Source organism: Pedobacter gandavensis (assembly GCF_032678465.1).
GTDB classification, from domain to species: Bacteria; Bacteroidota; Bacteroidia; order Sphingobacteriales; family Sphingobacteriaceae; genus Pedobacter; species Pedobacter gandavensis_B.
The window spans coordinates 142,277-155,089 of record NZ_JAVTSK010000011.1; the positions used below are offsets into that span (position 1 = coordinate 142,277).

The 12,813-nt window shown below is 40.1% G+C and carries 10 protein-coding genes; 3 read left to right on the plus strand and 7 right to left on the minus strand.

All coding sequences use genetic code 11. From position 1 onward, the window contains the following. Positions 1-33 precede the first annotated feature (33 nt). Together R2Q94_RS18745 and R2Q94_RS18750 are read left to right on the plus strand one after the other, a co-directional pair. Positions 34-2,631: a DUF3857 domain-containing protein gene (locus R2Q94_RS18745; protein ID WP_316823013.1), complete on the plus strand. Its 2,598-nt coding sequence runs from the start codon at positions 34-36 to the stop codon at positions 2,629-2,631. Beyond that, the gene (locus R2Q94_RS18750; protein ID WP_316823014.1) at positions 2,618-3,004 is read left to right on the plus strand and encodes an SRPBCC domain-containing protein; all 387 of its coding nucleotides are present in this window, start codon (positions 2,618-2,620) and stop codon (positions 3,002-3,004) included. The genes R2Q94_RS18745 and R2Q94_RS18750 overlap by 14 nt, the downstream gene beginning before the upstream one ends. Positions 3,005-3,139: 135 nt before the next feature. Here the strand turns inward: R2Q94_RS18750 and lysA are convergent, their stop codons facing one another. Further along, positions 3,140-4,297, minus strand: coding sequence for a diaminopimelate decarboxylase (lysA, locus tag R2Q94_RS18755; RefSeq protein ID WP_316823015.1), 1,158 nt, complete (start codon positions 4,295-4,297; stop codon positions 3,140-3,142). Positions 4,298-4,485: 188 nt separating this feature from the next. Further along, positions 4,486-5,799, minus strand: coding sequence for an aspartate kinase (locus tag R2Q94_RS18760; RefSeq protein ID WP_316823016.1), 1,314 nt, complete (start codon positions 5,797-5,799; stop codon positions 4,486-4,488). A gap of 200 nt (positions 5,800-5,999) precedes the next feature. On the opposite strand from R2Q94_RS18760, the gene R2Q94_RS18765 reads away from it, so the two are divergent. Continuing rightward, the gene (locus R2Q94_RS18765; RefSeq protein WP_316823017.1) at positions 6,000-7,733 is read left to right on the plus strand and encodes a phospho-sugar mutase; all 1,734 of its coding nucleotides are present in this window, start codon (positions 6,000-6,002) and stop codon (positions 7,731-7,733) included. A gap of 9 nt (positions 7,734-7,742) precedes the next feature. Here the strand turns inward: R2Q94_RS18765 and R2Q94_RS18770 are convergent, their stop codons facing one another. The 5 genes from R2Q94_RS18770 to proB all read right to left on the minus strand — a co-directional run bounded on the left by R2Q94_RS18770 (position 7,743) and on the right by proB (position 12,768). Then, positions 7,743-8,756: a LacI family DNA-binding transcriptional regulator gene (locus R2Q94_RS18770; RefSeq protein WP_316823018.1), complete on the minus strand. Its 1,014-nt coding sequence runs from the start codon at positions 8,754-8,756 to the stop codon at positions 7,743-7,745. Between the two features lie 31 nt (positions 8,757-8,787). Continuing rightward, the gene (locus R2Q94_RS18775) at positions 8,788-9,225 is read right to left on the minus strand and encodes a response regulator (protein ID WP_316823019.1); all 438 of its coding nucleotides are present in this window, start codon (positions 9,223-9,225) and stop codon (positions 8,788-8,790) included. Positions 9,226-9,227: 2 nt separating this feature from the next. Continuing rightward, positions 9,228-10,328, minus strand: a complete 1,101-nt coding sequence (locus R2Q94_RS18780; protein WP_316823020.1) for a sensor histidine kinase — start codon at positions 10,326-10,328, stop codon at positions 9,228-9,230. 148 nt (positions 10,329-10,476) lie between these two features. Beyond that, the gene (locus R2Q94_RS18785; protein WP_316823021.1) at positions 10,477-11,727 is read right to left on the minus strand and encodes a glutamate-5-semialdehyde dehydrogenase; all 1,251 of its coding nucleotides are present in this window, start codon (positions 11,725-11,727) and stop codon (positions 10,477-10,479) included. 6 nt (positions 11,728-11,733) lie between these two features. Further along, positions 11,734-12,768 (minus strand): glutamate 5-kinase, encoded by a 1,035-nt coding sequence (gene proB / locus R2Q94_RS18790; protein WP_316823022.1) that lies wholly within the window; start codon positions 12,766-12,768, stop codon positions 11,734-11,736. Between the last annotated feature and the right edge of the window lie 45 nt (positions 12,769-12,813).

Below are 12,813 nucleotides of genomic sequence, written 5' to 3' on the forward strand. Positions count from 1 at the left end.
CGCTCCATACTTCTTAAAAAATGCCTAAAAACGATGATCATCGTATTTTTAGGCATCATTTCCATTTCACAGGCTTTCAGCCAGGGGAAAAACTTTACCATCCAGTCACAGGTCCCATCCTGGACCATTAACACCAACAGCAAAGGAGCCACTCCCCCGGATAAAGACATATCTGATGGTTATTTTATCTCCCTTTACGAAAACCAAAATCATGTAGGTTTACAGGAAGAATACACGCGTATTATCCGGGAGATTGTTTCCGATGCCGGCGTTCAAAACGGATCAGAGATCACAATTACCTATGAACCTGACTATCAAAAACTCATCTTTCACAAAGTCATTCTTTGGAGGAACAACCAGCCAAAAAACTTATTGCAATCCCACAAATTCAAAGTACTGCAAACAGAAAAAGACCTCTCCAAGTTTATATATAGTGGAACCTATGATGCATTTCTGTTATTAGACGACATCAGAAAAGGGGATCGGATAGAATATGCCTACACCATCAAAGGCAACAATCCTATTTTTGGTAAGAATTATTTCAAGCATTTCTACTTCGAAGGATCAAGCAGCATCGGACACCATTACAGCAACCTGATTATTGATCAGAATATCCCCCTTTACCTTAAAAATTTCAACTTCAACACAGCGGTAAAGACGACCGATAAAGCTGGACTTCGAACCTACGAATGGGACAATAAACTCACCAAAACTTACAGAGAAGCTCCTTTTGAACCTTCATGGTACAACCCACTAAAAAGAACACAAATCACCACTTATAAAAACTGGACTGATGTGGTAGACTGGGCCCTCGCCATTAACAACTATTCCGATATCAATACCACATTACTGGATAAAAAAGTTAAGGAACTCCAGCAGAAATCAAATCAGAACCCACAGAAATACCTCGAACTTGCCACCAGATTTGTGCAGGATGAGATCCGATATATGGGAATTGAAATCGGGCAATATTCTCATAAACCAAATTCACCGGAAAAGGTGTTGAAACAACGCTATGGCGATTGTAAGGATAAGTCCTTACTCCTGTTACATCTACTAAGTCCGATGGGTATTAAGTCCTACATGGCCTATGCCAACACCTATATGACCACCAAAACAGCGGAATACTTACCCAGTCCTTTTGCTTTTAACCATGTGGTACTCCTTGTGGAACTGGGTGCAAAAAAAATATGGATTGACCCTACCATCTCCTACCAGAGAGGTCCGATAGATCAGCTCTATTTCCCTGATTATGGAAAAGCACTTGTGCTAAAAAAAGGCACAAATGCACTGGAACAGGTAAAGAGCAATGCAACAGGAAAATTAGTAACCAACCTGAGCTTCAATCTTCCTGACACCACTGAAAACAATAAGACCAGCCTGATTGTCAAAACCAGATACACCGGAAATTATGCGGATAACATCCGGTCAGAAATTGCGGATTCTGGAAGTGAAGGATTGGAGAAATCTTATTTAGAATATTACGGAAAACTCTACCCAAACACAGAACTGAAAGCCCCACTCCTCATCAAAGATGATGAAGCGAGCAATACGATAGAACTTACCGAAAGTTATGAGATTGGCGATATCTGGCAAATAGGTGATAATGGGAAGTATTATATCGCATTCCTGGCAGACCTCATCGGAGACCAGCTACGTGACGTTCCTGCAAAATCCAGAACTCAACCGCTCTCCCTGAGATTTCCGGTGAATATTGAACAAACACTCCGCATCAGCACTCCGGAACGCTGGAATATGACAACCGAACCTTTCGAACTGGACAATAATTACTTTCACTTTGAAAGCAACGGAAATCAAGAAGGAAAGCTCCTGACACTAAACTATATCTTCAAAAGTAAAAAGGAGGACATCGCCGGCAGCGAAGTAAAAAAATACGTCACAGATAAAAAAACGGTGGAGGATCAACTCAATTATTTCATTACCAGAGGCAGCGGAGATGAGAATCCATTCGGTTTCAACCCATTACTGGTGGTATTATTTATAATCACCCTGGTCATCTCCATCATTTTCGTATTTAATATTTATCAGAAAAAATATGCGTTTACCCTGGATGAAATCAAATCTGCCCCCGCTACAAAGGGTTGGCTCATTGTTTTAGCCATCTATGTTGTCCTGATTCCGATAGAATTATTAACGCGAATTTCGACCTCAACAATCTGGCCCCAGGAGGTATGGGATGAGCTGAGTTCAAAACATAACCTATTGAACTACGGAAGTAAAATCCTGTTCATCGGAGATGTCATCCTATCCGCTCTGCTCTTCTGCTTTAGTATACTGGGCATTTTTCTCTTCTTTAACCGGCGTAAAAGCTTCCCCAAGCTATACATTTCCTTCTTAATTGGATATATTTGCCTTATAATTCTAAACTACGGCATCTATTTATTGTTATCGCAGGTAAAGATTCAGGGATCGAAAGAGGATTTAATCACCAATCTTTCTGCAATCACCTACTGTGTCTTATGGATTTTCTACCTTAAGAAATCCAAACGAGTCCGCGAAACATTTGTATTTACCTATCCGGAATTTGAATGGATGACGGCCATGACGCATGATTATCAACAGCAAATCAGGTCCTCAAAAAAAGAAAATATTGAACATGAAGACATTTAAAAAATACTATCAGCTACCTGCACCTCCTGAAGAAGTGTATTTAGCGATGACAAAAGCACAAAGTATCCAGCTCTGGACAGGCGCGGAAGTAGAATTCACAGCAGAACCGGGTACAGAATTCTCTTTCTGGGATGGAGATATAGTAGGTAAAAACCTGGAATTTGAACACGGCAAAAAAATCGTACAGCAATGGTATTTTGGAGAAGAAAATGAGCCTTCTATCGTAACCATCAAATTTCATCAGGACAATAAAAAAGGAACTTCCCTTGAGTTTGTACAAACTAACATCCCTGATGAAGACTATGACGATTTCACAGCCGGCTTAACGGAATATTATTTTGGAGGTCTGATCGACTTTTTCGAGGAAGATTAAAACCTTAATTGCGCTTTGATTACCATAGCGCCAGCCTACATCAATTGGCATAAAAAAAGCTTGTTAGCATCAGGAACACCTCCCCTGAACTAACAAGCTTTTCTTTTGAATACCCATTAGGGCTTCAAAGCAGTATTATCCTTCTGTATCGTAAACAGATACCACGTTCTCTCTTAAATTGTAATGAGAAGCCATGACCTCTCCATATGCACCTGTACTACGTAAAGCAATCAAATCTCCACGGAAAGTCTCCGGAAGCTCCACCTCTTTACCAAAGCAATCTGTACTTTCACAGATCGGTCCTACCACATCGTATTTCAGCGCATCAGCAACATCCAGTTTAGAGATGTTCTCGATTTTATGGTAAGCCTGATACAAAGCAGGTCTCATCAATTCTGTCATTCCAGCATCTAAGATGATGAAGTTCTTTTTCTTCCCGTTTTTCACGTAAAGCACTTTCGTAATTAAAGAAGCCGATTGTCCAACCAAAGCTCTTCCCAATTCGAAATGCACTTCCTGATTAGATCTGATCTCTAAAAACTCCTGGAATACTTTAAAGTATGCAGCAAAATCAGGAATCTGTTGTTCTGGATTATAGTAATCAATACCTAAACCACCACCCACATTCAATACCTTCACGATAAATCCACGCTCTTCAAACCAGTTGGCAAACTCATTTACACGGACACATAGATTCTTATACACATCCATGTTAGTGATCTGAGAACCGATATGAAAATGCACACCAATAAACTCAAGATGAGCGCTCTCCTTCAAGGTATCTGCACAAGCAGGTAAATCCCATGAATTCACACCGAACTTATTCTCATCCAAGCCCGTAGTGATGTTATGATGCGTATGTGCATCCACATTTGGGTTGATCCGTATGGCTACCCTTGCTACTTTCCCTTTTTTACCTGCCAGTTCATTGATTACTTCCAATTCCTGAATAGACTCTACATTAAAGCAGAAAATATCCTGGTCTAAAGCCGCATTGATTTCTCTGTCCGATTTTCCAACACCTGCAAACACCACTTGTTTAGGTTCGAAACCCAGCTCAATCGCCTTATTGACTTCTCCCCCGCTTACACAATCCGCACCAAAACCTATGGCCTTGATTTTTTGTAAAACTGCAGGATTGAAATTTGCTTTCATAGCATAGTGCACATGAAAATTATATACCTTTGCCGCCGCTGCACAATCATCTAATGTTTTTTGCAGCAGGTTTAGGTCGTAATAATAAAAGGGTGTTTCTAAATTTGCGAAACGTGCTATATCTTTTTCGGAAAACATAATGTTCAAGTATCTGATAATAATTTTTGCTGTTGCTCTGAGTTTTATTTATTTCGGCAATTATGTCGATTTCAAAAACAACAAAATGAGTAGAAAAGAGTACGACAGAAGAGTGAAACTCTTTATCGTACTCGTTGTAATTCTTGTTGCCGCTATTTTCTGGCTAAGAAAGAGATAAATCCCTGTTCTTACTCAAAAAGGCGGTTATGCAGGCTCTTCAAAGCCTCCGTCTTATCCGAAGTATTGATCAATAAAGAGATGTTGTAATTACTACCTCCGTAAGAAATCATTCTGATCGGAATATGCTTAATCGAATCCAATACTCTTGCAGCATAACCATGCGTTTGCGCGCTGAAATCGCCAACTACACAAACAATACTTTGATCCTTGTCGATCTCAACTGAACCGAAAGCATGAAGTTCTTCTACAATCTTATCCAGGTTATCCGTAAAATCAATCGTTAATGAAACCGCTACTTCAGAAGTAGTGATCATATCGATTGGTGTTTTATAACGTTCAAAAATTTCAAATACCCTTCTTAAGAAACCATAAGCCAATAACATACGGCTCGACTGGATCTTAATCGCGATAATGCCATCTTTTGCAGCGATAGATTTGATTTTTCCTTTTTCACTTTCCGAAGAGATTAATGTTCCGGCAGCTGAAGGCTCCATCGTGTTTAATAACCTTACTGGAATCTTATATTTCTGTGCAGGGAAAACCGATTGTGGGTGTAAAATCTTTGCACCGAAATAAGCAAGCTCCGCAGCTTCATCAAAAGAAAGGTGAGAAATTGGTTTGGTACCCTTAACAATCCTTGGATCATTGTTGTGCATCCCGTCGATGTCTGTCCAGATCTGAACTTCTTCCGCAAGAATCGCCGCACCAATCAGTGAAGCGGTATAATCACTGCCACCACGACGAAGGTTGTCGACCTCACCAAAGCTGTTTCTGCAGATGAAACCCTGGGTAATAAATAACTTATTTCCTTTATGTTGCTCTAACAAAGGAGTCAGGTGTTTCGTGCTATACGGAACATCAGGCTCATTATCTTCGTCAGTCTTCATGAAATCCAATGCCGGAAGCAATACCGATGGTACACCGATGGATTTCAGGTAAATATGATATAAGGTGGTCGACAACAATTCACCTTGTGCCAACACTACTTTTTCTTCAATTGGAGTAAAAAGATCATTCACCAATGAAGCCAGGAAGCCAAAGTGATAATCTACCACTTCCTGCCCTTGTTCACGATATTCTTCTTCAGGCAATAATTCAATAACGAACTCATTATATTTCTGGTGCAATGCGTTAATTAAGCTTAACGCCACCTGTTTATCCTCCTTTAAAAGTTTGCCTGAAATTTCCACTAAACTATTGGTTGTACCAGACACTGCTGATAGGACCACAATCTGCTCTTCAGCCGGATTAATAATATCCAGCAACTTTTTCATGCGCTCAGGGCTTCCTACGGAAGTTCCTCCAAACTTTAATATCTTCATTTAATTGAGGTAAGAATTTTATTTTTTGATAAATTGGCTATATACTTGTAAGTGGCCGTGAAATTAAAAAAAACGGCGATAATAAACACTAAATACACAAAATAAAATTTGGAATTCCGCATTTTTATCCTATTCTCACAAAACAAGGTAAAGGATAATGTGTTTATTCCGGCAAGCATCAAAAGTTAGAACACAATCATATGCAATTAGAAGCAGCAACCCTAAGTACCATCCACCAATGGCTAAATGGCAATTACGACAGTAAAACAAAAGAAGAAATCCAACAATTACTAGATAAGGAGGCTTTTACTGAGCTGACCGACTCTTTCTATAGAAGTCTGGAATTCGGAACAGGAGGCCTTCGTGGCATCATGGGCGCCGGATCCAACAGAATCAACAAATACACCATTGGAACGGCCACTCAAGGACTTTGCAACTACCTGATCAATAAATATCCAAATGAAAAGATCAAAGTAGCTATTGCGCACGACAGTCGCAATAACTCAGATTATTTTGCCGGAATTACTGCTGATGTATTCTCCGCAAATGGCATTCAGGTTTACTTCTTTAAAGCATTGAGACCAACTCCAGAGCTTTCCTTCGCAATCAGAGAACTAGGTTGCAAAAGTGGTGTAATGCTAACAGCATCTCATAACCCTAAAGAATATAATGGTTATAAAGCATATGGCGCTGATGGCGGACAATTTACTGCTCCTGATGATAAGATGGTGATGGATGAAGTAGCCAAAATCAAAAACATTGATGAAGTAAAATTTGATCGTGTAGCAGAAAACATTGAACTGATCGGAGAAGAAATCGACCAGTTGTATTTAGATAAAATCACTAAATTATCCGTATCTCCTGAAGCAATTGCGCGTCAGAAAGACCTTAAAATCGTGTTCTCCCCTATCCATGGAACAGGAATTACCCTGGTACCAAAGGCATTGGCACAATTTGGTTTTGCCAACGTTACTTTGGTTGAAGAACAAAGTACCCCGGATGGCAATTTCCCAACGGTAGTTTACCCTAACCCTGAGGAGAAAGAAGCACTTACGCTGGCACTTAAAAAAGCAGCTGAAATTGATGCAGACCTGGTTCTGGCTACAGATCCAGATGCAGACAGAGTAGGTATTGCGGTAAAAAATAATGACGGAGAATTCGTCTTATTAAATGGCAATCAAACCGGCAGTCTGTTGATCAACTACCTATTGAGCGCATGGGAAGAAAAAGGCAAACTGGATGGCGATCAGTACATCGTTAAAACTATCGTTACCACCAATATCATTGAAGAAATCGCTAAAAAGAAAAACGTTACCTTCTATAATACCCTGACTGGATTCAAATTCATCGGACATTTAATGACCAGCCTGGAAGGAAAGAAAACCTTTATTGGTGGTGGTGAAGAAAGTTATGGTTACCTGATTGGCGAACTGGTTAGAGATAAAGATGCCGTAGTTTCCTGTGCCTTTATTGCAGAGATGACCGCTTTCTATAAAGATAAAGGCAGCAGCTTATACAATGCGATGTTAGACATGTATGTAGAATATGGCTTGTACAAAGAAGAACTGGTATCCATCACGAAGAAAGGAAAAACTGGTGCAGAGGAAATTAAAGCCATGATGGAAAAATTCAGAAGCAACCCACCGGCCACGCTTGGAGGGGCTAAAGTAGCTTTACTGAAAGATTACGAATTGGGTTTTGAAACTAACCTGAGTACTGGCGAAAAAACAAAGCTAGACTTCCCTAAATCGGATGTATTGCAGTTTATCACTGAAGATGGCAGTATTGTTTCGGCAAGACCATCAGGAACGGAACCAAAAATCAAGTTCTATTGCAGTGTGAACACGCCTTTAAAAGACAAAGCAAGCTTTAAAGAAACAGATGCCTTACTTGGCGAGAAAATTAAAGCAGTAATGAAAGATTTAGAGGCTTAAGCCTCTAAATCATCTTTCTATAAATTTAGTAGGTAGTATAACCTTACTTCTTTCAGTTTGGGGTAATGATCTATCCGCAGAAAGTTCCTGAAGAATGACATCAATAATTTTTTCAGCGATCTCTTCTATGGGTTGATCAACCACACTGATGGGAGGTGTATGAATCTTGAACACATCCTGATCATCATAAGCTACAATCATAAAACCATCATCAATAGGTTTCTGAATAGTTTTAAAGAAAAACAGTCCTCTTACTGCCAGGTAATTCGTCGAAAAAAACACTGCATCAATTTCCGGATTCTCTTCAAACAAGACCTTTAAACGCTGGTTGGTATCCTCTTCAGTACTGTCAAATGGAATTTTCACCAAAGTTTGCTCATTGGGCTGGATGCCATAATGCTTTAGCGCCTGCTCGTAACCCAGATAACGATTATTGATCTGATCAACTTCAACATCAACTGTGACAAAAGCAATGTTCTTTCTTCCCTTTTTAATCAGAAATTCTGCAGCAGAATAACCACCCTTAAAGTTATCGACCACCACATAATTCACGTCCAGGTCTGCAAGATTCCTATCAAAGATAACTACCGGAATTTTATCTGCAAGCAACTGTCTGATGTCTTCTTCAATCCCTGGAACTGGCGCAATGATATATGCATCTACTTTTCTGGATTTAAACATCTCTATCAAATCCCTTGCTTTTGCCGGATCATTCTCGGTACTGGAATACGTAATCTTATACCCTTTTTTATAGGCCTTATCTTCAATACGTCTGGCAATTCCTGAGAAAAATGGGTTGGAAATATCTTCCACAATCAATCCAATTGTTTTCGTATTTCCTGTTCTCAAACTTCTGGCCACCTGATTAGGTTTAAAGCCCAACTCAAGAATAATCTCTTCTACCCGTTTGATCACCTCCTTACTGATGCGCATCTTCTCGGCTTTGCCATTTAAGATAAAGGAGACTGTTGTAATGGATACTTCTGCTTTTTTTGCAATATCCTTAATAGATGGAGATTTCATTCGTAAAATAATTTACCGCCAATCTATAGAATTAATTGTTAATCTCCTCAAAGTATTTACCTGCAATTTTCACAAATGCATCCTCATTTAATGGCTTATGTAGGTAATTCATAATTTCATGATTCGCAGAAGCCAATAATTCGTCGTCAGGATTAAGAGAAGTGGTCAACATCACCACCACCGTATTCGATTTCAGTACTGCATCAATTTTACGGTATTCTTCCATAAAATCCCAGCCACTCATTCCCGGCATATTGATGTCCAGAAAAATGATCCCAGGCCTAAACATCCGCTCATCATCTGCATACTTCCCGGAAAAGGTGAGATAATCCAACGCTTCTCTGGCAGAAGTGATTGTCTTAATGTCTACCTCAATATTTGTATTCTGAACGATTTTCCGATGGATATAATTGGTGGGGATATCATCATCAACAAGCAACACACAATTAAGATCCTTAAATTTTTTCATTTCTATTTCTCATTTTTAAGGCTAAAACAAAACGTACTCCCTTCATGTAAAGCGGAATTCACAAAAATCTCTCCCCCATGGAGCTCTACAATCTTTTTACAATGCGAAAGCCCAATTCCATGTCCTTTATAGTCCTCCTGACTATTTAAACGCTGAAAGATCAAAAATATCTTATGCTTATACTTCTCTTCTATTCCAATCCCATTGTCTTTAAACTCAAAATGCCAATACTGGTCCTCATAAAATGCAGAAATCTCTATTTTCAGAACACCTTCTTTTTTCCTGAATTTGATGGCATTACTGAAGAGCTGTTGAAAAAGTTGTTTCAAAGCCCTTTCATAACCCTTTACCTTCGGAAGCTGTCCATAGGTAATTTCTACCGTCAGTTCCCCTATTTTATCCGCAAGTTCATGCTGTAAGTCATCCAACAAATCGTTACAATCCACCACTTCTTTGGACTCATGAGTTCCTAAACGCGCATAATCCAAGATCCCTTTAATCAAAACCTTCATTTTATCCGCAGATTCGGTAATATAATCCAGATATAGAGCACCGTTTTCATCAATCTGATCTCCATACTCTTTCTTTAACAAACCTGCAAAATTTTTAACAGTCAGTAACGGCTCCTGTAAATCATGAGAGGCAATGTATACAAATTGCTCAAGTTCTTTATTTCTAAACTCCAATCCCCTTGCATATTCCTTTAATGCCTTTTCCGCATTCAATTTATCCGTAAGGTCTCTTGTAAATTTTGAAAAACCGATTACCTCATTATTTTCATCGTATATTGTAGTAATAGTGACATGCGCCCAGAACTGTTCGCCATCTTTCCGAATTCTCCATCCCCTGTGCTGGGCTTTCCCGTTCAGAATGGCCTCTTCCAGCAATTGATCCGGAATTCTGTTGTCTCTGGCTTCCTCCGTGTAAAACACCCTGAAATCCATCCCAACCATCTCTTCTGCACTATAGCCTTTAATCTTTTCGGCACCTTTGTTCCAACTGCCAACACAACCATGCAGATCAAGAAATAAAATCGCATAATCCTCGATTTCCCCCAACATTTTTAACAATAAGGGTTGAGGTTGACTTAAATAGTTTTGCATGAAAAAGTTAGTAGTTTCCTGATTAATATTCAAAAGTCAAGCCACGCTAAATTACCCGTACAAATGCCTGTAACAATCCCGATAATTACAAAAAGGGAAATAATATTGTCCTACTTTTTTCCCAAATGGGGAATTGGGGAACTCACAGTTAATTTCTTATTTGCCCAACTCCTTTCACTACCCATTTTTCCGTCACCAGTTTTTCCAAAGCAAAAGGTCCCCTGGCATGTAATTTTTGTGTAGAAATCCCAATTTCTGCGCCCAAACCAAACATTTGTCCATCAGTAAATCGGGTGGATGCATTCCAATAAACCACGGCCGAATCCACCTCTTCCAGAAACTGCTCAGCTTCCGAGGTATTTTCTGTAACGATTGCTTCGGAATGCTTTGACGAGAATTCGGAAATATGTTCCAATGCTTCGGTGATATTTTCCACAATCTTTACAGAACACTTATAATCAAGAAACTCCCTGCCAAAATCGGCAACATTCGCTTTTGTCAGACAAGGATAATCAAAGGTCTTTAAGATGGAATAAGCAGCCTCATCTGCAAAAATTTCCACCTGATGTGTAGACAATAATGGGGCTAACATGGATAGAAAATCAACAGCAATGCTTTGATCAACCAATACGGTATCCAGCGCATTACATACCGAAGGACGCGAGACCTTTGCATTCTGCACGATTTCAGCAGCCATCTGCTGATTTGCCGAGGAAGCAACGTAAGTATGGCAGACTCCTGCACCAGTCTCTATCACCGGTACCATTGCATTTTTACGCACGAAGGAGATCAGCTCATTGGAGCCACGGGGAATAATGACATCAATATATTTCTCTGCCTGCAGGATTTCGAGAATATACTTCCTGTCCGCTGGCAATTGCTGTACAATATTTGGGTCCAGTCCCGATTCGTGTAAAGCCTCCCGGATCAAGGAAACTAAAAAGAGATTGGTATGGTAGGCATCTTGTCCACCTCGAAGCAGACAAGCATTTCCCGATCGGATACACAAGGCAGCCACATCAATCGTCACATTCGGTCTGGATTCATAAATAACCCCTACTACACCTAATGGGACTGTTTTCTTTTGAATCAACAAACCATTCTCCATCCGTGTACTGGAAATCAACTGATTGGTGGGATCGGATAATGCAGCCACATCTATTAAGCTACTGGCCAAGCCTAAAATACGATCCTCAGTTAACAACAACCTATCCTTTTTAGGATCCGAATCTGGCACTTTCTCCAGATCTTTTAAGTTTTCATGAATGATCTGAGTAGATCTATCCCGGATCAACGTTGCTAAACGATGAAGTAGATCCTGTTTTCCTTCGTCACTTAGTGAAGCAATAGCATGTCTGGCGCGCTTTGCATTAATTAGCTGATTTTCTATTACTTCCATTTTTTTTTATAATATCACAATATCACTGGCATTCGCAATTTCCAGGTTATGTTGTTTTAAATTATTTTGAATTGTTTCGGAGGAGGCTTTAGCCCTGGCTACCCCCAGGATGTTCATTTGAGCATCTACCAGCTCAAATATTTCTCCGTGTTCAAATGCAGCAACTACGGAGACTACACCTACAGCCAGGAGGCTTTTACGATTTCTAATGGCTTCACATGCCCCCTCATCTACCATGAGCCTGCCCGTCACCAGACTTCCACTAGCCAGCCATTTATTTCTTGCAGGGATGGAGCAATTCTTAGGTGCACAGACCGTCCCGGTTTTTTCCTGCACCGCATCCAGGATACCATTGGCAGTTCTGATACCAAAAATCACCACCTTAATACCCATCGTAGAGGCCAGATGAGCAAAAGTAAGCTTGGAAACCATACCGCCTAATCCAAGATCAGAAGTCTTTTTGTCTGCCAGAGAGAACACCTCAGTATTAATCGTATCAATTTTCGCCACTACTTTTCCTTCTTTATCCAGGACCCCCGGAACCGAAGTTCCCAAAAGGATCAGCGATGCTCCAAAACCGACTCCTAAAAGCGTAGCCAACTCATCATTATCAGAAAAACGCAACTCCAGATCACTCACCACATCATTTTCATTGGCAATCGGGATGACCCCATTTTTCCACAGTTCTTCGTAAGTTTCTTTCAGCTGTAGAAATTGTGTTCTGTTCGAAAAATGCCGGCGCTCGCAAAGACTCTGCGCCATCTGAATGCCATAGGGGTAAAAATGCTTTGAATAGGTATTTAACAAGATGGGGTTTCCGATGGCAGCCGCAGCTTTTCTTTCGGAGATTTTCCCTTTGTAATTTTTAATGTATTGCTTTCCTGCAGCAACAGCACCGGATGATACCAGAATTAACCGGTATTCCTTCGCTAACTGCGCCACCTGTACGGCAACATTGGCAATTACAGCCTCATCTAACTCTCCTTTTTGGGTAGTAATAGAGGCAGTACCTAATTTCAAAACAAGGATCGGCTTATTCATTTCTATGGAATTTGATGTTTTTCGATTGAAAGCCTAAAATAGAAA